We start from the raw sequence: 21,455 nt of genomic DNA, 5'->3' as shown, positions 1-21,455 counted from the left end.
CTGCATGAAGTACACCTTGATCACCCTCGCCCTGATCCTCAGTGCCGGCCCCGCCTTTGCGGCCGGCGACGCCGAGGCTGGCGGCAAACTCTTCACCAAGACCTGCGGCGGCTGCCACAGCGTCGGCGAAGGCGCGCGGGGCGGGTTTGGCCCGGAACTGAACGGCATCATCGGCCGACCTGCCGGCACCACCACCGACTATCAATACTCCGACGCGATGAAAAATTCCGGCGTGGTCTGGACCCGCGACAAGCTCGCCGCCTATATAGAAGCCCCGAAGAAGGTGGTGAGCGGCACACGGATGATCTTCTGGGGCATCAGCGACCAGGAAAAGATCGACAACATCCTGGCGTACCTCGAAACCTTCCAGCCCAAGTAATCACTCGCGCACATTCCTGAACAACATCAAGCGCGCACTTTCATGCAGCCCCCGGGTCAGCCCCTGCAAACGCTGAAACTCTTGGGGATACTGCGCAGCCACGTCTTCGCGCGGGGTTGGCGAGGCCAGGTCATGCAGGGTCGGCGAGCTGCCGTCGTGCTGCATCTGCAACAGGAAGTGCTGGGTCACGCCGCCGATGATGGGGAAGGTGCCTTCGCGCAGGACCAGCGGCACCACGCGTTCGCCTTCGGGCGCGGGCTGCTGGATGTCGCGGCCCAGTGCGCCATTGCGAAACGGCATGCCCGCCATGCCTGCCACGGTGGGAAGCAGATCGGCGAGGCCGACGGCTTCTTCGATCACCCGTGGCGCCAGGCCAGGGGCGTGGATCAATAGCGGCACATTGTTGCTCTCCAAACCCAGCTGTTCGAAGGCCGGCGCCATGTGCGGGATCTGGCTGATGCGCGTGTTGTGGTCGCCGAAGAACACAAAGATGCTGTTGTCGTACCAACCGCCGGCCTTGGCGATTTCCATCAGGCGGCCGATGTTGTAGTCCAGCAGGCGCACCGCGTTGTACTGCTCGACGCTGCGTGAACCGGCGGCCTGGACTTGTTCCAGGGTCACCTCGGCGACCTGGAACCCATCATTGTGCTTGGGGATGGTGAACGGCCGATGGTTGCCGGAGGTTTGCAGGTAGGCGAAGAACGGCTGGTCCGCGGGTACGGCGCGCAGCAACTGGTCGCCTTCCTTGAACAGGTCCAGGTCGGAAATGCCCCACACGTCCACCCGTGGCGAGCGCCAGTGGCTTTCTTCATAGAGCTGCACACCGTCGATGCTCTGGCGGATCAGCGCGTTGATATTCGCCCAGCCGGCATTGCCGCCGATCATGTAGAACTTCTGGTAACCCGCGAACGCGTTGATCAGCGTGTGTTGCCGGGTGATCAGCGGGTTGCGCGTGGCGGTCTCCTGGCGGGTCACGTCCGGCACGCCGCTGATACTGGCCCACACGGTCTTGGCGGTGCCGGTGACGGGCACGTAGAAGTGTTTGAAGAACCAGCTTTGCGTGGCCAGTTTGTCCAGGTTCGGCGTGGGGTTCAGCGGGTTGCCGTAGGCGCCGACGGCACTGGTGCCGAGGGATTCAAGCATCACGAAAATCACATTGGGTGGACGCTCGCCGGCCAGTCGGTAGGGCTGCAGGCCTTGTTTGCGGATGAAGTTCAGTGACTGCGCATCCGGCTGCTCAACCCCCAGGTAGTGGGCGATTTGCGGGTAGTGTTCGCGCACCTTGTGTTCATCGAATTGCGATTGGCCGACCTTGACGGTGTCGTACAAAAACAGCACCGGGTTCAGGCCCACGGCGGCTAATTGGCTGTTGCCGGAAAAGAACGCATCGCTCCAGCGCAGGGGTACCGGGTTTTCCAGGTTGAGGTTGGCGACGCGGCCGAGCAGGGCCAGCAGCACAGCGACAACACCGATCACACAGATAGGCACCAGCGCCCATTTGCGCATGGGGCGGGCCGGCCGATCCAGAGTCAGGCGTTCCAGGCAGACCAGTGCCCACACCCACAGCGCCACGGCTGTCAGCCAGCAGGCCGTTATCCACAGCACCGGGTAGGTTTCCCACACCATCTGTTGGGAAATCTGCGCGTCTTGCAGGTAACGCAACACGGTCGCGTTGATGCGTACACCGAGGTAGGCGTAGTGGCCGAAGTCGATGATGTAGACCAGGCCGACCACGGCCAAGGCCACCACCAGATAACCCCGCGCCAGCCAGCGCAGGGCGGGCAGGGTGATGAGGTTCCAGCGCGGCAGCCAGGCCAGCACGGCCAGGGGCAGCAGCAGTAACAGCGCCAGGCGCAGGTCGAAACGCAGGCCGATGCCGAGGGTTTCCAACAGGTGTGGGGTGTTTAACGGCAGGCCGGAAAAGGCCAGCACAAACACCAGGCGCAACGCCGCCAGCAACATAAACACCAGGCCGATCGCGCCCACGCCGTAGCGCAGGCGGCGTGATTGCAACGCAGTCATCATCTTCCTCATTCTAAAAAACACCGCAAATCAAATGTGGGAGCGGGCTTGTGTGGGAGCGGGCTTGCTCGCGAATGCAGTGGGTCAGCCAAACATGTACCGACTGACACCCCGCATTCGCGAGCAAGCCCGCTCCCACAGTTTGAATTGCATTAGCCCAGCGATTACGCAGTAGGTCGCCAAGAGCGGGTCCACCAGATAATCCCAATAGTTCTCCGACGCCTTCAGCCGCAGCGCAAATGCCAGCGTCCCCACCACCAACATCCAAACCGCCAGCGCATTGCGCAGGGCCAACATCCCCAGCGCCGCCACCGCCACCATCACAATCATCGGCCGCGGATTGAACCCCCACCGGTACGGATCGACATACGTCAGCCCCATCGTCGCCGGGTACAGCACCACGCCCAGCACACAGAACAGCAGCAACATCTGCACCCGGTGCGCGCGAGCAATCGGCTGCACCAACCCCAATCGGCTCAAGGCAACCCACGCCAGCAACACCAGCGTGCTGATCGCCAAATCATCGGTAAAACTGCGCACATACGCCGCCAACGGCAGTTCATTGACCGGGATAAAACTCAACGCCACCAACACCGGCAACAACCACGGCCGCCACGGCTGGGTGACGCGCAGCGCGCACAGCGCCACAAACCCCAGCAACACAAAACTCAAATGGGCCTGCCACAGGGAAACCATCACAGACGCTCCGCCAGCCAGGCTTCGTTGAAGCTGACATGTTTGATAAAGGTGTTATTCCACGAATAAACCAGGTGGTAAGTACCGTCCGGGCTGCGGCTGAAATACGGGTACTCGTACTCGAAATCGCAGCCACGGGGTTTGCACACGCGGTAATCCAGGTTGCTCAGGAAACGTTGTTCCAGGGGCAAACGTTTCGCGCCGCTGGAGGCGCGGAAGCCTTCGCCGATGATCTCTTTGTAGGCCTCGGGGGAGAACGGCGCGCCCAGCGGGTCCGGCGATTGGTCCAGTTGCACCACCGTGCGCCACTGGCTGAGCTGGGCGTCGGTGCCGTAGAGGCTGAGCTTGAAGCGACCGTCTTGCAGATCGTTAAGCGCCACCAGCAAGCCATCGTCCACCGTGCCCACCGCCGCCAATGACGAGTTGGGGTTGGCCGGTTCCAGCGGGTACGGCTCGCTCCAGGTTTGCCCGGCGTCGGTGGTGCGGCTGGCCAGCACGCGGTGGTGGGTATCGCCGGCGTAACGCAACATCGCCACGGCGCGCTGGCCGTCCAGCGGCACGATGGTTGGTTGCAGCGAATGCTTGCCGCGGCTGATGCGGAATTTGTCGATCACCGCTCCATCGGCGCTCAAGTACAGGTACTCGGCAAACTTGCCCATGAACTCGTGATACACCGGCAAACCGATGGAGCCGTCGGCGTGGAACACCGGCGCGGCGCGCACCAGGGTGCTGATATTGAAGAACGGCGACGTCACCAGTTGCCTCGGCGCCGACCAGCTGGCGCCGAGGTCATCCGAGACGATCACGTTGATTGCGCTGGCGGCCCAGCCACCCACCGACACCGAGACATAAAACATCCACAGGCGTTTATCCGGCGCGAGGGCGATCACCGGGTTGCCGAGTTTGCGGATGTAGCGTTGGGTGCCGTCGCGGGTGCTTTCCCGCGTGGCCAGTACCTGCTCGGCGCCCCATTCGCCACTGTGGGCATCGAAGCGCGCGGTGCGCACCTGCACATCGGCGGCGCCTTCGCGGGAGCCGGCGAACCACACCGCCATCAAGTCGCCACCGGGCAGGGCGGTGACGGAGGAGGAGTGCACAAAGTCCGTCAACTGTGTCGACACAAAGCGGCTGGTGTATTGCGGGGCCGCTGCGACTTTTGCAGTGTTCGGGCTGGCCTGGGCAAACGGCGCCAGGACATGGGGCGGATGGCTTTGCCAGGCGGCGAAAAACACCGCGAGCACGCTGCATATCAATAAGGCGGAGCGCATAGGAGACCTGTGGATAAAAGGATTACTGCCCACGTTCATCCGGCAGGCGCTTCCTGCGACCGGTGAGCATGGATAACGGCAGGTTGTCGCGCACCTGGACACTTTCAAACAACGCCGCCAGCACATGGATACACACCAGGCCCAGCAGCATATTCGCGGCGGTCTCGTGGATTTGTTGCGGCCAGTCGGCGCCCCACAGGGCATCGACTTCCTGCATCAAAAAGCCGCTGATGCCGAGGGTGAGCAATGCGAACAACATCAACAGCATCACCAGCGCGCCAATCGGCGAATGGCCCAGCCGATGCTGCGGCCGGCGATTGAGCAACGAACGCAGGTGGGCATTCAGCCGTTTGGGCGTAGGCCAAAAGTCCGCCCAGCGTGCGCTGCGCGGCCCGACGAACCCCCACACCAGCCGTACCAGCAGCCAGGCCATGGCGTAGTAGCCCAGCCAGACATGCCAGTCATCGCCCGCTTCGTTAAAAAAGTAATTGGCGATGAAGACCCCGGCGATCGACAGATGAAACAGTCGCACCAACGGGTCCCACAGGCGCAGGGATTCGCCTGGCATCAACCTTTGATCTCAGTCTTCATGGCCTTTCCGGTGACGGGGTCGTGGTAGATCTCGACCTTGCGCTTGTCTTTGTCGAAGCCGTAGATCTCGTAGCAGTTGCCGTCGGTGACCTTGAACTTGCTGATCGTGTAGCCCTCGGCCTTGAGCTTGTCCTGGAAGGCTTTTTCGTCTTGCCATTGCGAGCGCTCGGCGGTGGTGCACTGCGGGCCGGCGAGGGCCAGGGGGCTGGCGAGGACGAGGGACAACAGCAGAATTTTGCGCATGGAAAAGCTCTCAGCAGATGTGGGAGATTTCACAGTGCTAAACCAACCTTAGTGCAACCTTAGTTGGCAACGCGCCGTAACATCTTTGCCGGGGGCGCTCCGCTGAAACCCGGCATGATTTCGCCGTTTCCTACAGAGATTTCGCAATGCGCCTACTCCTTGTCGAAGATGATCGCGCCCTCGGCCAGGGGATTCGCGTGGCCTTGGGCGCCGAAGGCTACACCCTCGACTGGCTGCAAGATGGCGTGGCGGCCCTGCATGCGCTGCGCACGGAATCGTTCGATCTGCTCCTGCTCGACCTCGGCCTGCCACGCCTCGACGGCCTCGACCTGTTGCAGCAACTGCGCGCCGAACAGCACGACTTGCCGGTGCTGATCCTCACCGCCCGCGACGGCACCGCCGAACGCATCGCCGGCCTGGACGCCGGCGCCGACGACTACTTGGTCAAACCCTTCGACGTCGAGGAACTCAAGGCCCGCGTGCGCGCCCTGTTGCGCCGCAGCCAGGGCCGTGCGCAACCGCTGCTGGAACACGCCGGCATCCGCCTCGACCCGGCCACCCAGCAAGTGGGTTATCTGAATGAAGAGGTCATCGTCACGCCGATGGAATACCAATTGCTGCACCAACTGATGGTGCGCCCCGGCAAAGTGGTGACCCGCGAGCGCCTGTCCCGCGCGCTGTACGGCTGGCAGGACCGGGTCGAGAGCAATACCCTGGAAGTGCTGATCCATAACCTGCGCAAGAAGTTATCCACAGAGCTGATCCGCACCGTGCGCGGTGTTGGTTATGTGCTGGTGCTCACGCCATGAGCTCGGTGCGTGCGCGCATCCTCATCCCCGTATTGGTCCTGATCCTGCTCGGCGACGCGCTGATCAGCTGGCTGGTGCTGCGCGACAGCCATCACGAAATCGAAGAAGTCTACGACGCCCAACTCGCCCAAAGCGCGCGCCTGCTGCAAGGCGTATTGCGCCAACGCGACCCTGGCGAAGCCGACTGGAACAGGTTGCATGAGGCCTTTGACCAGGCCATGAGCCGCGTGGGTGAAGAGGGCGTGGCCCATCCCTATGAAACCCGTCTGACCTTCCAGATCTGGCGCGCTGACGGCCAACTGCTGGTGCGCTCCGCCGAAGCACCGGTGCTGGCCGCACCGCCCGCGACCCTCGGCGCCCACGACCTGATGGACAACGGCAACGACTGGTGCGCGTTCCTCCTCGCCGATCCGCAGCAAGGGCTATTGATTTGGGTGGGCGAGCGCGATGACATTCGCCAGGACGTGATCCAGCGCATCATGCGCCACACCCTCTGGCCCACATTGATCGGCGTGCCGCTGCTGGCGGTGTTGATCTGGCTGGTCATCGGTTGGGGCTTCAAACCGCTGCGCGCCATGGCCCTGTCGATTCGCGGGCGCAATACCGACACCTTGCAACCGCTGCACTTGGCGCCACTGCCCAGCGACCTGGAACCCATGCAAACCGCGCTGAACCGGCTGCTCGTGCAAGTGGACGACCTCTTGGAACGCGAACGCCGCTTCATCGCCGACGCTGCCCACGAACTGCGCACGCCGTTGGCGATCCTGCGCATCCACGCACAAAACGCACAAAGCGCCGAGACCCCGGAGCAACGCCGTGAAGCCCTGGAGTTTCTGGTCAACGGCGTCGACCGCGCCACCCGCATCGGCAGCCAACTGCTGACCATGGCCCGCATCGAACCACAACTGAACAACCCGGTGCGCAGTCGTGTGCAACTGACCGAGTTGGTACGCGAAGAACTGGCCGAACTGGCGCCGCTGGCCATGGAAAAAGGCGTGGAATTGGTGCTGGAGGGAGAGGAAGAGGTGTGGGTGGAGACCGAGCCTGTTGCGCTGGCGATTGCGTTGCAGAATCTGGTGACCAATGCGCTGAATTTTTCGCCTGCTGGTAGCGAAGTGAAAGTGGTGATTGGTGCTGACTGCCTGAGCGTCGAGGACCAGGGGCCTGGGATTGATGAAGCGGAATTGGGGCGATTGTTCGAACGGTTTTACAGCCGGGGGAATGCCAACGGCGCGGGGTTGGGGTTGGCGATTGTGGAGATGATTGTTGGCAAGATTGGTAGTCGGCTGGCGTTGCGGAATTTGGAGCGGGGTGGGTTGTGTGCCCGCCTGGAATTCTGACCCTGTGGGAGCGGGCTTGCCCGCGAAGGCGGCGTGTCAGTCGATACACGTGCTGGCTGCTCCCCCGCTATCGCAGGCAAGCCAGCTCCCACACGTTGACCTGCGCCAGGCTCGGGAAACGACTGCACCACCAATCCCCTGTGGGAGCGGGCTTGCCCGCGAAGGCGGTGTGTCAGTCGATACACGTGCTGGCTGCTCCCCCGCTATCGCAGGCAAGCCAGCTCCCACACATTGACCTGCGCCAGGCTTTAGAAATGGCTGCACCACCAATCCCCTGTGGGAGCGGGCTTGCCCGCGAAGGCGGTGTGTCAGTCGATACACGTGCTGGCTGCTCCCCCGCTATCGCAGGCAAGCCAGCTCCCACACTTTGATCCGCGCCAGGCTCGGGAAACGGCTGCACCACCAATCAACGGTGGTAGCTGTCGAGGCCCGGTGAAGCGGGCGATAGCGGGCTGATCGAATTTGGCGTGTGGCTTTGGGGCTTCGTCGCAAGAGCGTGCGCATAGATCACGCCGTTGAACGTGTGGGTGCTGTTGTCGTAAAAGGTTTGCATGCGCTCAGGTGTGAGTTGAGGGTTAACTTTTTGCAGCAGGCCAGCGCCGTCGACCCATAAGCCGCTGTAGTAACTGTTTTCATCCGTTCTCACGTAGTCCTGTTTGTCGCTTTCATGGAGCGCGACCATCCAGAAGATTGGATCGGGGCGATCTAGGCGCGCGTTGGCTTCGCTGAAAACCTGGTTCCATGGTTGGCCGACTTTGGACAGAAGAAAGCGATACAGCGGCGTGTAATCAAAACCGTGTGGATGGTGACTGTGCATTGAGCTGCGGTTGGACTGTGCGACCTTTTCGCTTTTGGTGTTTCGTTCGTACCGATAAGCGCGGTAGCTGCCGTGGCACACGCCATGAGTGCGGGTGTTGACTGAACGGTAGAGAAGGGGCTTTTTCATGGTTGGCCTCATGGGGTCTTGGGTTGCTTGGGTGGTGGTGGCCAGGCGCCTTGGTAGCGGAAAGAGATTTGGTAGTCGAAGAGGGTTGGGTCGATCACGTGTTTGAAGTGTGGTTGGAGCGTTGTTATCCAGCTTGGAAGAACGTTGAACACGTCGGCATAGATCGCGGTTTCCTCGCTCAAATCCAGCGCCTCAAAAAAACTATCGCCATCGTCGATGTCTGCTGAGTACTCATCCGCCTTCAAGTCATTGCTGTGCTTTTCGTACCATCGCAATCTTATTTTCATGACCATTTTTTGCTTCCTCTTTATCTGTAAATTCGGCGTTCCGGTTTTGCAGGACCTCGACGCTCTGCGGTGTATGGATCAAATGCGCCAAGGTGTTCCAAATCACTGTTTCGATAGACTTCCAACTCTCCTTTCTTGGCATCCCACTCAAATATTTTCCTTCCCTTTGCGTCTATCCAGCGTTCACGTAAACCTCCCCCACCTTTTCTTGGTGTCACAGGCCTTTGGGGAATCAATCCTGGGAAGCCCGTTATGTCTTCGATTTGGGGGGCCGGGAAGTAATCGTGGTCTGGGTTTCTGAGCCCTTTGCGAGGTGTGTTAACAACCACATACAACGGCCCAACCCCCGACTCCACCGGGAACACCAGAATAAAATCCCGATACTCCGGCGGATAAACCGGGTTCACCAAAATCTGCGCTGCCTTCTGCGTCGGCGGATAAATCCAGATCACCGGTGCTTGTGGCGCCGCCTCCAACGCCGGGATTCTCAAGGTGTCCCCCGGATCAACCGCAGGCGTCCAGATCAGCTCTACTCCCTCGCCCAAATTGGCCACAAATCGATCACCACGGCTTTGGAACTGCACCACCTCGATCATCTGCCAGTCGGCATTGCGGCCGGTGTAAAACCCATAGCCCTTGAGCGTGCCGTCCTCCAACTGCTCGATATGCAACCGCATCTGCGAACGCGCCCGTTGCATTGAGCGCAATTGCTCGTCGGTGTAGAGCGCGCTATCGCCCAACGCTGCTGGCCACGCCAGCCCGACCAATCCCGCTAGCAACCCACTCGCTACCGTGCCAGCCGCAACAGCCGCCGACTCCACCACCACCGCCCGCAATGCCAACGATCCCAAGCCGACAGGCAGTGCACTGCCGCTGATTTTGCTCAAGGCAACCGTGCCTTGGTCATCCACCTCACGGCCGCCCAACAGGCTGAAATGGCCGTACTCCTCGATCAGCTCTAGTGGCACGTAACCGGTTGGATCGTTGTAGTGAATAAGCCCGTCGGGCAGTTGGCAGGGCTTGAGGAATACGCAGCCGGGAGGTTTGGTGGGGGCAGGGGTTGTGGGTGGGAGAGGGGCGAGCAAGTCGATGGGCGGCGAATAGGGCATTCGCTTCGGCTGCGGGGTCAGGATGCGGCGTTTGAGCTGTTCTTCTTCGGTGATGGGGTAGGCGCGTTCTGACATGGCCGACTCACTTCCTTGTGTGGGGGGAGTGAGGCTACGAGGGGCAAGCAAGCGCCTGGAATCAGTGTTGTTCGATGGTTTTTGTGGGAAAGGTCAGCTGGCTTGTCGCGACGTTGAAAGTACGTATTTGAGTTCTCTCATCTGCATGTGGAAGGCCTGTGCGCTTTGGCCTTCAGGCAAAACCTGCACACGAGTAGGACCGCTCTGTTTTCTGTCTGCGCCCCTCTTTGGCGACAGGGCGTTTGCTACGGTCGCGTGAAAAACACGCGATGGAAATACTGAATGCTGACCTTCAATACCCTATGGAAAAACCACCCCGAAATTTTCGGCGACGCAGCCCCGTGCAGAAGCAACGGCGCAAAGAATTTCAGCGATCAATGCGCGATCAATTTAGGCGTAGCACTGCGCAGATCCGGCGCCGATCTGAGCCGCTTAGTCGACGTGCGCTATTGTTGGCAGCACCCCAAGAGTGAGGGGCACGTACTGGCAGCTGAGGAAATGGCCAGGGCATTAAGCCGCGCTAATATTCCCGGTTTAAGGGCGGTTATTAAGTTGAAGCCCGAAGACTTTGAGGAAGTGCTAGCCGGGCAGCAGGGCGTTATCTTCTTCAAAGACTTCTGGAGGCGAGGGAAAGAGACGTTTGGCAATCGTAGTGGTGACCATATCGATCTGTGGAATGGGCGACGGTTGACGGATTGGCTGAGCTACCCGCGTATTCAGATGGGGTTTTCGATTGAGGGGACGTTTTCGAGCTATCACGATTCCCGGGAGATTTGGTTTTGGAGGGTTTTATGACGGCGGTTAAGGGGATTGGGTGTGTGGTGTTGGTGGTTGCGGTGGCGCTTGGGGTGTTCAACGGGGTAGTGGTGGCGGTGTCTACGTATTTTGGGCCGTTTTATGAGAGTGATGCGGAGCAGAGTCGGAATTTTGGGCTTTGGTTGGTGGGGAATGGGGTGGTGGTTGTGGGAGCGGTAGTGGGCGGGACGGTCTGGTATTACAGATGGTTAAAGAGGGCGCGCGGAGTCGCGGGGGAGTAGATCGGGGCCGAAATAGTTAGCTTCGTTTCGAATATTGCGTTTTTCGTTTATTTCGTCTAGCTTTGGCCTCAACTGAACTCAGCAACACTGGAGCCGAATCATGATCACCAACCCCCTCCCAAAAACCATCCCTCCGCTGGAAAAGGAAGTTGAAGCCGCCGTGCAAGGCCAGCGTGAACTCGCCTCATTGCTGTCGACAAAATTTGAAACTCAGCGCATCGACATCTTCGACAAAGAAGACAAGCCCCACACCCTCGTACTCCCTACTTCGGCGTTGCGTTTATTGGTCGACATCCTCGGAGAGCTCGCCATCGGCAATGCCGTCAAAGTCGTGCCCGTGCACGCTGAATTGACCTCCCAGGAAGCCGCCGACTTGCTCAACGTTTCACGTCCGCATTTGGTCAAGATGCTGGAAGAGGGCGCTATTCCTTTCACAAAAACCGGTCGGCATCGGCGCATTCGTTTTTCGGATTTGATGGCGTTTAAACAGCAGCGTGATGCGCAAAGTCAGGAGGCGATGGAGGCGTTGGTGCGGCAGGCTCAGGAGCTGGGAATGGGGTATGACTTATGAGGTGTTCGCCATTCACGGCTGTATACGACGCTTGTGTGCTTTACCCGGCGGCGCTGCGGGATTTATTGATGTGGCTGGGGTTGTCTGGCCTGTATCGGGCGCGATGGACCCGTCAGATTCATGAGGAGTGGAAGCGCAACGTACTCAAGAATCATCCGGACTTGACCCCGGAACAAGTGGATAATACTTCTGCGCTGATGGACAAGGCCATACCGGATGGGTTGGTAATGGGGTATGAGGGGCTGTGTTCTAGCCTGGACTTACCGGATCCTGATGATCGTCACGTCCTGGCGGCAGCGATTCGGAGTAAGGCGGAGGTCATCGTGACCTTTAATCTGAAAGACTTTCCGGCGCATGTGCTGGCGGCTTATGACATAGAGCCGATGCATCCGGATGACTTTATCTCGGACCTTTGGGATTTGGATCAGGCGGCGGTATTGGCGGCGGCGCAGAAGCAGAGGCGGGCGATGATGCGGCCGTCGGTAAACGCGGAGGGGTATCTTGAGATGTTGATGCGGCAGGGGTTGGTGCAGACTAGTAAGGTGTTGGGGCCTTATGAGGTGATGTTGTAGTTTTCATACGGAACTGGAATGTGTGTTGACCGATAGGATCTTCCTCAACTGGCGTATTAGATTCATAAAGTAGCTCGCGATTATTGTTCCAACAATAATCGCGAGTCATTGCGGCTTTACCGCCTAATATTTGTGTGCGTAATCCTTTTTGACTACACCAACGATGTAGCTATTTAAGCCGCGTCCCGCGACGGCAAGGCGGCTCAACTCCGCAACTTTGGCTGCTCCTGGGGCGGTCGCGTCATAAACATAATTTCTATACGTGCCAGTGGCAAACTGGACAGTAATTGTCCCCGCTCCCAGTTGGTAGGCCACCACATTTGAGTCCCCAGTTAGGTTTCTATACCGCTCCATTTCTTTGCCTCGTCGTAGGTGGCGGATTGCCACTTGCTGACAGTAGGTACAAAAAACGCAGAGCGTTTTTTTAGTGTAAGCAAATATGAAGCTAGGGAGTTCCTATTACCTGAGTCGTTAACAAACGTCTGAGGGAGTACGCGACCAATACTCTCACTCTCTTTGGTGTGAAATCTTTAGGCACAGTCTGTGGGTTCCGGAATGTGGCTTGCTGAGCTATTTTTTTGCCGTCACCGCAAATTCAGTGACCGGGCCTGATAACCCGTGGAACAATAGGCGCTCAAGCGTCTCCAGCACCATGCCGACGCTTTTTTTGCGTCCGCACATCCGTGTTATGGCGGCTGTGCGCGGGAGGCCTTCGGGCCTGCCGGGTTCCTATTGTCCCGGTTTATCAGCCTGCGCACAGCTGCCACCCTTTCGCCTGATAACGAATGTGGCAGCTTCTCGACACTAGGAGCTAAAGCAATGACCGTTTCTGATAGGCGATACCCACGCAACACTGCAATCCACACCCCCACCCCGTGCGGAGGTGCCCAATGATCAACCCACCCCTCAACAAAACCCTCGGCATCATCACCTTCTCCACCTGCGGTACACCGCCCAATCATCACCACCTATTCCGTATCAATGCCGGCGTCCCCATCCGCGAAGCCCTGGAGCATGCCTCCGAGTTGTTGCACTGCTCCAAACTGCTGGCACTGGACGCGGCCATGGACAAAAGCGCCGACCGCTATGCCTGGGCTGCGCATTATTTGGGGGAGATGGCGAAGGCGGTGGTGGATGATTTGGCGAATGGGATGTTGCCGAATGGGGTTGCTGGGGAGGATGGGGTTGTTGTGTAAGGCTGGAGACTGAGGGTGTGAGGTCGGGCGTCTTCGCGGGCAAGCCCGCTCCCACATTTTGATCCGGTGCATTCGTTGGATCGTGTAGGCAAAAAAAGACCTTGGGGCGCCAAGGTCTTTTTTTTGCCCGCTGATCAGGCCAGCAGGTGCTTGGAAATCAACCGTGAAATTTCCACAATCGAAGTCTTGCCGGTGAATTCAAACTTCACTTTCCCCAACGAAGAAAAGTAAATCTCCAACTCCGAATCCAGGTCAAACGTCCCGGATGTTTCCACCGAGTAGGCGACGATATTTTTGTACGGCAGCGACGTGAAGTCTTTCTTGCTGCCGGTAATCCCCTGCACGTTCACGGCGATGATGCGTTTGTTGGTGAAGACCACACCGTCGCGCATGGATTTGTACGCGTCGATCACTGTTTCGCCGTCCAGCAGCAAGGCCGATACGCGTTCGGCGTATTCGTTGTTTTGTTTGAGTTTGAAGAAGCCTTTGTTGTTGAAGTCGATCATTTGGTGGGCCTTGTGGTGAGTCAGTGGCGGAGCGTTATCGTTGACGTCCATCGCGGGCAAGCCCGCTCCCACAGGGGGACCGCGTCATTGGATGGCTTTTAGGTAGGCTTTTAGTGCGTCGAGGGGGAGTTGCAGTTCCTCCAGCGTAGTGGCTTGCTGCACGTTGGCGGACAGCTTTTGCAGCTCACGTCCCAACACCGTGTCAGCCCCACCCACCGCCTCCAGCGCCTGCCCCACACACTCATCCACCTTCCCCAAAACCCCAGCCAAATCTCCCTGCCGCACCAACAACCCAAACACCTCCCGGTCATACCCGTCCATCACCAGATCATCACGCAAAACCGGGCTGCCACCGTCCACCTCATGCACCAGCTTAAGTGCAAAAAGCGCCACAGCTTCCAGCGTCAATTCCATGGTCTCGGTTCCTCAACAGTCGGGGGGAGGGCGATGATCACTGTTCTTCAGCGCAAAAAACAACCCCGGCCGTCACCGCTCCAGGATCAATTCCACCCGACGGTTACGCGCGCGGCCTTCAGCCGTAGTGTTATCCGCCAGCGGCCGGGTGTCGGCATAGCCGATGGCGGCGAGGCGTGCGGGCTGGATGCCGTTGGCTTGCAGGTAGCGCACCACGCTGCCGGCGCGGGCGCTGGAGAGTTCCCAGTTGGAGGGGAAACGGGCGCTGCGGATGTCTTGGGTGTCGGTGTGGCCGGCGACGACTAGTTTGTGGGGGACGCTGTCGAGCACCGGGATCAGTTTGTGCAACACGGCCAGGCCGCCGAGGTTGAGGTCGGATTGGCCGGAGGGGAACAGGATTTCGCTGCTGATGCGAAAACTCACGCTGCTTTCATTGGTGACCACTTCGATGTCGTTGCCCAATTGATCCAGCGGCAGTTCGTTGAGCAGGTCTTGTGTCGTCGGTTTCGCGGGTTCAGGTTCAACGACCACAACCGGCTCAGGCGCGGCAACCGGCTCTGGCTCTACAGCCGGTACCATCAGCAACGCCCCCGGAACCTCCACCGACGTCAAACCCTTCATCGTAAACACCGGCGGCCCACTGAACTCGCTGCCATGCCGCGTACGCTCATGCCCCTTGCCCGCCAACGCCAGCATCGCCATGGTCACCACCAGCAGCAACGTCATCATGTCCAGGTACGTCATCATCCACGTCTCACCCGCCGCGTCCTCCACCGGCGGCGTGCCGCTGGCAATCGCAGCGGCCTGGATACGGGTAACAGGCCTCACGTGCGCGGTTTCCAACTGAGCCGCAGTGGCGCGCGCAAAGGCTCATCCCGCAGTTCATTCTGGTAATGCGCGACAAAGGATTTAAGCGTCTCGCGCATCAAGCCCGGGCTACGTTTATTGGCCATCATCGCCACGCCTTGCAGCACCATGTTCATCACCACCACGCGCTGTTCGGTGCGCCGCTCCAGCTTCACCGCCACCGGTTTGCACAGCAGGTTGGCGAGCAGCACGCCGTACAGCGTGGTCATCAGGCCCACCGCCATTTGCCGGCCGATGGTCACCATGTCGCCGTCGCCGAGCACGAACATCAGGTTCACCAACCCCACCAGCGTGCCGAGCATGCCGAACGCGGGGGCGTAGCTGGCCATCACGCGAAACAGCTGCGCCTCGGCATGTTCCTTGGCGCGCAGGCGGGCGATGCGCCATTGCAGCAGGTCGAGGATGTCGTCCAGCGGGGTCTTGTCGATCACCAACTGCACGCCGGAACGCAGGAAGGGATTTTTCACGCCGTCGAGCACGTCTTCCACCGCGCGCAGGTCGCCGTCGATCCACAGCCGCGAAAGGCTCACCAACTCGTCGATGTCTTCCTGGGTGTACTCACGCTCATGCCGCACCACGGTCTTGATCAGGCTGAAGATGCGCAGCACTTCGCGCAACGGGTAGCTGATGAAGGTCGCGGCAAAGGTGCCGACCACCACAATGCCCAGCGCCGGCAGGTCGACGAACAGGCCGGGTTGTTGCGCGCTGAACACCAGCAACACGGCCAGCAGTAGCAGGCTGGCGAGCATGCCGATCAGGGTTGAGGGGTTCATGCAGCACTCCAGTTGTGGGCCAAGGCGGGCTTTATAACGCGCGGGGTGCGGATTCAAATCGGCTAATACAGGCACTTTCCCTGGCGAAATCGGGGGGCTGCGCAAATTTTTTCAACGGCTGCCTAAAGACGGCTAATCGGTTCGCCGATGTTCGCTTTGTCTGTACGGCAACGGCGTGGAATGTCCTCGGCGCCGGGCCCGAACTCTGTCCCAAGCGGCTCACCCACGAAAGGAACTGCACCATGTCAGTCATCAATACCAACATCACGTCCATGATCGCCCAGCAAAACCTGAACTCCTCGGAGAGCAGCCTGAGCACCTCGATCGAGCGCCTGTCGTCGGGCCTGAAAATCAACAGCGCTTCCGACGACGCCGCAGGCCAGGCGATTGCCAACCGCATGACCTCGCAGATCACCGGTCTGTCCCAGGCCAGCAGCAACGCCAGCGACGGCATCTCCCTGGCGCAGACCACCGAAGGCGCGCTGGACCAGGTGAACGACAACTTGCAGCGCATCCGTGAGCTGTCGGTACAAGCGGCCAACGGCACCAACTCCCAGTCCGACCTGCAATCGATCCAGGACGAGATCACCCAGCGTCTCGACGAGATCGACCGTATCTCCTCGCAAACCGCATTCAACGGCGTGGACGTGCTGTCCAAAGACCAGACCATCACCATCCAGGTCGGCGCCAACGATGGCGAAACCATCGACATCAAGCTCAGCGAAATCAACGCCGACACCCTCGGCCTGAGCAGCTTCAACGTGAACGGCTACGACACCACCCTGACTGCTAGCACCCTGTCGGACTCCGCAGGCACCGCGATCACCTCGACCAACACCAGCTACGTCGACAAGTCCGGCACCACCGTGACCGGCGGCACCCTGTCCACCGACGCCGATGGCGACTACTTCCTGACCGTCGGCGGCAAGACCTACGCGGCCGAAGTGACCCTGACCACCGACGGCACCACCACCTCGGCGAGCATCAGCATCGACACCGACAACGCGGTGAGCAAGAAGTCCACCAACACCCTGACCACCCTCGACAACGCCCTGAACACCGTGGACTCCATGCGTTCGGACCTGGGTGCGGTGCAAAACCGCTTCGACTCGGCGATCACCAACATTTCCACCACCACCACCAACCTGACCTCCGCGCGTTCGGGGATCCAGGACGTGGACTACGCCACCGAAGTGTCGGCCATGACCAGCGCGCAGATCCTGCAACAAGCCGGTACGTCGGTATTGGCCCAGGCCAACTCGATGCCGCAACAGATGCTGTCGCTGCTGCAATAAGTACCCGCCGGTACAGAAGGGGCCAGCGCACGCTGAGCCCCTTTTTTTGTGCGCGCAATCCCCGCTAATCACCCCGCCAGGGCAGGCTTATCCGGGCTTTGCCAACAGTCTTGTCGCGCTAGCATTTGCCCCAGACTATTTATCCACAAGGCGAATGCCCGTTCATGCCCAACCCCCAGCGCCCCAAGACCCCACAAGGGTGGAAAGACCTCGGCAACCAACAACTGCACAGCGCACCCGAGCAAGCCCTGGCCAGTTTCGAGCAGGCCTTGCGCCTGCTGCCGAACGAGCCCCAGGCCCTGGAACTGGTGGCCAAGACCGCACAAAAGCTCGGCCAGGCCGATCGCGCCCTGGAGCTGGTGCTCAAGGCGCTGGCGATAGAACCGGATTTCGCCATCGGCCATCACCGGCTGGCCACGCTGTATTTCGAGAAAGGCCAGTTCGCCCTGGCGCTGGCGCATGTGCAACAGGCACTGGAACTGGCGCCGCAGGATTGCCGCATGCTGTCGCGCCAAGGCTTGATCCTCAACCGCCTGGAGCGCCACGGTGAAGCCATCGCGGTGTTCGAAAAGCTGATCGAACGCGAGCCCGGCGACTACAGCCATTGGAACAACGCCGCCAACCTGTACAAGGACATCGGCCAATTGGGCAAGGCCGACACCTACTACCAAAAGGCCGTGGCCCTGGCCAAGCGCAAGGACGTGCTGCCGTATTCCAACCGCCTGACGTCATTGCACTACGACCCCGAGCGCAGCCGCGACTACATCTTCGCCGTGTGCAAGGAATGGCAATCGCGCTTCGGCCCCAAAGTCGTGCCGCCGCGCCCCCAGACCGACAAAACCGCCAACCGCCGCCTGCGCATCGGCCTGGTGTCCGATGGCCTGCGCCAGCACCCGGTGGGCAATATGATTGTCGGCGTGCTGGAAAAGCTGCCGCGTCACCGCTTCGAACTGTTCGCCTACAGCACCAGCCAGGTCTGCGACCACCTGACCCGGCGCATCCAGGCCAGGGTGCAGCAGTGGCTGGCGATCAAGCACATGGACGACCAGGCCCTGGCTCAGCGTATCCGTGAGGATCACATCGATATCCTGATCGACCTGTGCGGCCACAACGCCGGCAACCGCATGGGTGCCATGGCCTTGCAGCCGGCGCCGTTGCTGGTGAAGTGGGTCGGCGGCTTGATCAACACCACGGGCTTGGACGCCATCGACTACCTGCTTACCGACCGCATCGAATCCCCCGTTGGCGAAGATGCCTACTACACCGAAAAACTCATTCGCCTGCCCGACGACTACATCTGCTACGACCCGCCGCCGTACACGCCAGATATCCGGCCGTTGCCCGCGCTGGCCAACGGTTACATCACCTACGGCTGCTTCAACAACCCGACCAAGATCAACGATCAGTTGCTGGCGCGCTGGGCCGAGGTGATGCGCGCCACGCCGGATTCACGCCTGCTGCTCAAGGGTGGCGCGTTCGGCAACCGCGAATTGCGCGGCCATGTACACGGCTTCATGGCGGCCCAGGGCATTGCCGAAGAGCGTGTGCTGATCGAAGGCCCGGTGGGCCACAAAACCCTGCTCGACACCTACAACCGCATCGACATCGCCCTCGACCCCTGGCCGTATTCCGGTGGCCTCACCACCTGCGAGGCCTTGCTGATGGGCGTGCCGGTGGTGACGTTCCCCGGCCCGACGTTCGCCGGGCGTCACTCGGCCACGCACCTGATTAACGCCGGGTTGCCGGAATTGGTGGTGCACAGTTGGGAGCACTATCAGCGGCGCGTGATCGAACTGGCCAGCGACCTCGACAGCCTCCAGCGTATCCGCAGCCACCTGCGCGAAGTGCTGATGGGCTCGCCGGTGTGCGACAGCCAGCGTTTTGCCAACCACTTCGATACAGCCATGCGCGCCATCTGGCAGCGCTATTGCGAGAACAAACCGCGCGCCGCGTTGACCTTGGACGCGCAAGGGCAGGCCCGTTTCGACGGCGACGACGCTGCCGTCGAACTGCACCACCCGGCCGCGCCGCCAGAGGACGAAGGTTTCCGCTTCACCTTCCAGGGCAAAGTCGTGACCCTCGACCACGGCGGTACGTTGATCGCCTCGGCGCAGTTCGTGGCCCTGCAAAAAATGGCGGCGTTTTCCACCGTCGCCTTCGACCCCGCCAGCCGCATCAGCAATGCGCGGCAACTGGCCCAACTCGGTGAGTTGCACTACTACCCCCACGCCGCGCTGGGCAGTGGCCAGCCGGCCACGCTGTATGCCTGTCTCGATCCAGGCATGAGCGCCACGCTGGCACCGCTGGCGACGGCAAACGTGCTGGCCAAACTGGCATTGCCGACCCTTAAGCTGGATGCGATCAACGGCCTGCCCGCGGTGGATTGGCTCTTGCTCGACAACCTCAACGACAGCCTCGCCGTGATCGAACACGGCCAGCGCAGCCTCGCCGAGACGTTGCTGGTGCAGGCCCGGGTCAACTTCGCGCCGACCCATGACCAGCAGGCCGATGTGGGCTTGATCAGCCGCTGCCTGGCCCGGCGCGGTTTCAGTTTTTACCGCTTGAACAACTTGCAGCATCAACCGCAGACCTCCCACCTGGTGTGCGCCGACGCGCTGTTTCTGCCGGATGCCACGCGCATGGCCGCGCTGTCGGATAACCAGCGCCTGAAACTGGCGTTCCTGTTGCACACGGTGTATGCCGCCCACGATGTGGCGGGTGAGCTGCTCAAGGCCATCGACGACGACCTGGCTGCCCAGTACCTCAAGCACTGCCAGAACCCGCAGCTGCCGGAATTGCCCCGCGAGCCCATGGAGGAACCCCAGGTCACCTTCCCGGCAGACGTCGCCGCGTACGTCAAAACCCTCTACACCCAGGCCTCGGTGATCCTCGAATACGGCAGCGGCGGCTCGACTCTGTTGGCGGCAAACCTGCCGGACAAAACCGTGATCTCGGTGGAAAACGACGCCCATTGGGCCGCAGACATGCAAACCTGGATCGCCAACGCCACGCTGCCCTCACGGCCACTGATCTACCCGGTGAACGTGGGCGAAACCGGCAAATGGGCCCGCCCGAAAAACGCCCGGCACTGGAAGAAGTTTCACACCTACCCGTTGAAGGTCTGGGATGAGCCGTTCTTTGAGCAGCCGGATGTGATCCTCATTGACGGGCGCTTTCGCATTGCTTGTTTTGTGACGGCGTACTTGCGGGCTACCAAACCGATGATCGTGCTGTTCGACGATTACCTGGATCGGCCGCATTACCATGTGGTTGAACGCTTGGTGAAGCCCCGCGAATTTGTCGGGCGCATGGCGCGGTTTGATCTGCAACCGCTGACCCATCTGCCGCGTGAAGAGCTGACCTGGTTGGTGGCGAGCTTCAACGAAGTGGCCTACGCCGAAGCCTGATTTGAAATGCAATCCAAATGTGGGAGCTGGCTTGCCTGCGATGACGGTGGGTCAGCTAAATAGTTGTTGGCTGATACACCGCCATCGCAGGCAAGCCAGCTCCCACATTTTGATCTCTGGTGATCTTAAAAGTGTGGAGGGCCTAGCCCTTCATGCTGACATGCAACCGGGCGATGGCCTGGGCATGCAACTGACACACCCGCGACTCACTCACCTCCAGTACCACCCCAATCTCGCGCAAGTTGAGCTTCTCGTGATGACACAGCGCAAGCAGCAGCCGCTCCCGCGCGGGCAGGGCGTCGATGGCGCGGGTCAGGTCGGCGCGGTTGCGCTCGTTGAGCAGTTCGGCGAACGGCGTTTGCAGGCGCGAGCTGGAGCCTTCGCTGTGTTCTTCGTCGATATCGTCGAAGGGCAGCATCTGGCTGCCGTTGGTGTCGTCGAGTACCTTCTGGTATTCGGCCAGCGTCAGGCCCATGGCCGAGGCCACTTCGCGTTCCTTGGCCGGGCGGCCGAGGTTCTGTTCGACGCGGTGCATCGCCTCTTCCACCGCCCGCGCATTGCGGCGTACGCTGCGCGGCACCCAGTCGCGGGTGCGCAACTCGTCGATCATCGCCCCGCGAATGCGCTGGGAGGCGAAGGTGGCGAAGGTCGCGCCGACGTTCAAGTCATAGCGCGTCATGGCATCGAGCAAGCCGATGCTGCCGGCCTGGATCAAGTCGTCCAGTTCAATATTAGACGGCAACCGGGTCTTCAGCCCGAGCGCCTGGCGCCGGACCATGGGCAGGTACTGCTGGAGCACTTCCTGCTGGTTTATCTTGCCCTGTGCCGTATACATCGTGTGCGCCTGCGAAAGACAGAAAATCCACGGGATTATTACTGCTGGGGCGGGGGGGCTAAGCGCAGAACAGGTAGGCGGCAGGCCACATATTCCCTGCTTAACGCAATTCCAATGTGGGAGCTGGCTTGTGTGGGAGCTGGCTTGCCTGCGATGGCGGTCTGTCAGTGGATAAATGTGTTGCTGACCCACCGCTATCGCAGGCAAGCCAGCTCCC

Annotated in this window: 23 protein-coding genes; 10 read left to right on the top strand and 13 right to left on the bottom strand. The window is 60.5% G+C overall.

The window, feature by feature from the left end; all coding sequences use genetic code 11:
* Nucleotides 1–4 precede the first annotated feature (4 nt).
* Entirely contained in the window at nt 5–379 is a 375-nt protein-coding gene (locus tag DBR46_RS12335; RefSeq protein WP_124526423.1) for a cytochrome c family protein, read from the top strand.
* On the opposite strand, the gene DBR46_RS12330 is transcribed toward DBR46_RS12335, so the two are convergent.
* From DBR46_RS12330 to DBR46_RS12310, 5 genes are all read right to left on the bottom strand, one after another.
* Nucleotides 380–2,401 carry an LTA synthase family protein gene (locus tag DBR46_RS12330; RefSeq protein WP_124526422.1) on the bottom strand — a complete coding sequence of 674 codons (2,022 nt, stop codon included), beginning with the start codon at nt 2,399–2,401 and terminating at the stop codon, nt 380–382. It lies immediately after the preceding gene.
* A gap of 84 nt (nt 2,402–2,485) precedes the next feature.
* Nucleotides 2,486–3,097, bottom strand: coding sequence for a hypothetical protein (locus DBR46_RS12325; RefSeq protein ID WP_124526421.1), 612 nt, complete (start codon nt 3,095–3,097; stop codon nt 2,486–2,488).
* Nucleotides 3,097–4,365: an exo-alpha-sialidase gene (locus tag DBR46_RS12320; protein WP_124526420.1), complete on the bottom strand. Its 1,269-nt coding sequence runs from the start codon at nt 4,363–4,365 to the stop codon at nt 3,097–3,099. The genes DBR46_RS12325 and DBR46_RS12320 overlap by 1 nt, the downstream gene beginning before the upstream one ends.
* Before the next feature lie 22 nt (nt 4,366–4,387).
* Nucleotides 4,388–4,933: a cytochrome b/b6 domain-containing protein gene (locus DBR46_RS12315; protein WP_124526419.1), complete on the bottom strand. Its 546-nt coding sequence runs from the start codon at nt 4,931–4,933 to the stop codon at nt 4,388–4,390.
* Nucleotides 4,933–5,199, bottom strand: coding sequence for a PepSY domain-containing protein (locus DBR46_RS12310; RefSeq protein ID WP_124526418.1), 267 nt, complete (start codon nt 5,197–5,199; stop codon nt 4,933–4,935). Before DBR46_RS12310 ends, DBR46_RS12315 begins: the two co-directional genes overlap by 1 nt.
* A gap of 146 nt (nt 5,200–5,345) precedes the next feature.
* Here DBR46_RS12310 and DBR46_RS12305 point away from each other — a divergent pair, with 146 nt between their 5' ends.
* Both DBR46_RS12305 and DBR46_RS12300 read left to right on the top strand, forming a co-directional pair.
* On the top strand, nt 5,346–6,008 hold the full coding sequence (locus tag DBR46_RS12305) for a response regulator (RefSeq protein WP_124526417.1): 663 nt from the start codon (nt 5,346–5,348) through the stop codon (nt 6,006–6,008).
* Nucleotides 6,005–7,348 carry a sensor histidine kinase gene (locus DBR46_RS12300; protein ID WP_124526416.1) on the top strand — a complete coding sequence of 448 codons (1,344 nt, stop codon included), beginning with the start codon at nt 6,005–6,007 and terminating at the stop codon, nt 7,346–7,348. The genes DBR46_RS12305 and DBR46_RS12300 overlap by 4 nt, the downstream gene beginning before the upstream one ends.
* A 406-nt stretch (nt 7,349–7,754) precedes the next feature.
* On the opposite strand, the gene DBR46_RS12290 is transcribed toward DBR46_RS12300, so the two are convergent.
* Genes DBR46_RS12290 through DBR46_RS12280 form a run of 3 tightly spaced genes read right to left on the bottom strand, consistent with a single transcriptional unit; the run spans nt 7,755 to nt 9,765 of the window.
* Nucleotides 7,755–8,294: a hypothetical protein gene (locus tag DBR46_RS12290; RefSeq protein ID WP_256659281.1), complete on the bottom strand. Its 540-nt coding sequence runs from the start codon at nt 8,292–8,294 to the stop codon at nt 7,755–7,757.
* Between the two features lie 8 nt (nt 8,295–8,302).
* A complete protein-coding gene (locus DBR46_RS12285; RefSeq protein ID WP_124526414.1) occupies nt 8,303–8,587 on the bottom strand; it encodes a colicin E3-like toxin immunity protein in 285 nt (94 codons plus the stop codon).
* 14 nt (nt 8,588–8,601) lie between these two features.
* Nucleotides 8,602–9,765, bottom strand: a complete 1,164-nt coding sequence (locus tag DBR46_RS12280) for an S-type pyocin domain-containing protein (RefSeq protein ID WP_124526413.1) — start codon at nt 9,763–9,765, stop codon at nt 8,602–8,604.
* A 282-nt stretch (nt 9,766–10,047) separates the two neighbouring features.
* On the opposite strand from DBR46_RS12280, the gene DBR46_RS12275 reads away from it, so the two are divergent.
* From DBR46_RS12275 to DBR46_RS12250, 5 genes are all read left to right on the top strand, one after another.
* A complete protein-coding gene (locus DBR46_RS12275; RefSeq protein ID WP_124526412.1) occupies nt 10,048–10,560 on the top strand; it encodes a type VI secretion system amidase effector protein Tae4 in 513 nt (170 codons plus the stop codon).
* A complete protein-coding gene (locus DBR46_RS30530) occupies nt 10,557–10,802 on the top strand; it encodes a hypothetical protein (protein ID WP_124526411.1) in 246 nt (81 codons plus the stop codon). The genes DBR46_RS12275 and DBR46_RS30530 overlap by 4 nt, the downstream gene beginning before the upstream one ends.
* A 100-nt stretch (nt 10,803–10,902) precedes the next feature.
* A complete protein-coding gene (locus DBR46_RS12265) occupies nt 10,903–11,373 on the top strand; it encodes a helix-turn-helix domain-containing protein (RefSeq protein ID WP_124526410.1) in 471 nt (156 codons plus the stop codon).
* Complete coding sequence (locus DBR46_RS12260) at nt 11,370–11,945, top strand: PIN domain-containing protein (protein ID WP_124526409.1); 576 nt, start codon at nt 11,370–11,372, stop codon at nt 11,943–11,945. Before DBR46_RS12265 ends, DBR46_RS12260 begins: the two co-directional genes overlap by 4 nt.
* Nucleotides 11,946–12,835: 890 nt before the next feature.
* A complete protein-coding gene (locus tag DBR46_RS12250) occupies nt 12,836–13,141 on the top strand; it encodes a DUF3077 domain-containing protein (protein WP_124526407.1) in 306 nt (101 codons plus the stop codon).
* A 134-nt stretch (nt 13,142–13,275) separates the two neighbouring features.
* Here DBR46_RS12250 and DBR46_RS12245 read toward each other — a convergent pair whose 3' ends face one another.
* The 4 genes from DBR46_RS12245 to DBR46_RS12230 all read right to left on the bottom strand — a co-directional run bounded on the left by DBR46_RS12245 (nt 13,276) and on the right by DBR46_RS12230 (nt 15,701).
* The gene (locus DBR46_RS12245) at nt 13,276–13,647 is read right to left on the bottom strand and encodes a PH domain-containing protein (RefSeq protein WP_124526406.1); all 372 of its coding nucleotides are present in this window, start codon (nt 13,645–13,647) and stop codon (nt 13,276–13,278) included.
* Nucleotides 13,648–13,731: 84 nt separating this feature from the next.
* Nucleotides 13,732–14,061, bottom strand: a complete 330-nt coding sequence (locus tag DBR46_RS12240) for a hypothetical protein (RefSeq protein ID WP_124526405.1) — start codon at nt 14,059–14,061, stop codon at nt 13,732–13,734.
* Between the two features lie 72 nt (nt 14,062–14,133).
* Nucleotides 14,134–14,889: an OmpA family protein gene (locus tag DBR46_RS12235; RefSeq protein WP_124526404.1), complete on the bottom strand. Its 756-nt coding sequence runs from the start codon at nt 14,887–14,889 to the stop codon at nt 14,134–14,136.
* A complete protein-coding gene (locus DBR46_RS12230) occupies nt 14,886–15,701 on the bottom strand; it encodes a motility protein A (RefSeq protein WP_124526403.1) in 816 nt (271 codons plus the stop codon). The genes DBR46_RS12235 and DBR46_RS12230 overlap by 4 nt, the downstream gene beginning before the upstream one ends.
* Nucleotides 15,702–15,943: 242 nt before the next feature.
* Between DBR46_RS12230 and DBR46_RS12225 the strand changes: the two genes are divergently transcribed.
* Together DBR46_RS12225 and DBR46_RS12220 are read left to right on the top strand one after the other, a co-directional pair.
* Complete coding sequence (locus DBR46_RS12225) at nt 15,944–16,996, top strand: flagellin (protein ID WP_017736843.1); 1,053 nt, start codon at nt 15,944–15,946, stop codon at nt 16,994–16,996.
* Between the two features lie 164 nt (nt 16,997–17,160).
* Complete coding sequence (locus tag DBR46_RS12220; RefSeq protein ID WP_124526402.1) at nt 17,161–20,403, top strand: tetratricopeptide repeat protein; 3,243 nt, start codon at nt 17,161–17,163, stop codon at nt 20,401–20,403.
* A gap of 142 nt (nt 20,404–20,545) precedes the next feature.
* Here the strand turns inward: DBR46_RS12220 and DBR46_RS12215 are convergent, their stop codons facing one another.
* On the bottom strand, nt 20,546–21,238 hold the full coding sequence (locus tag DBR46_RS12215; protein ID WP_124526401.1) for an RNA polymerase sigma factor FliA: 693 nt from the start codon (nt 21,236–21,238) through the stop codon (nt 20,546–20,548).
* Nucleotides 21,239–21,455: the final 217 nt, after the last annotated feature.

The sequence above is a fragment of the Pseudomonas sp. KBW05 genome (assembly GCF_003852405.1).
Taxonomy (GTDB): Bacteria; Pseudomonadota; Gammaproteobacteria; order Pseudomonadales; family Pseudomonadaceae; genus Aquipseudomonas.
This window is presented reverse-complemented; position numbering and strand designations above follow the sequence as displayed.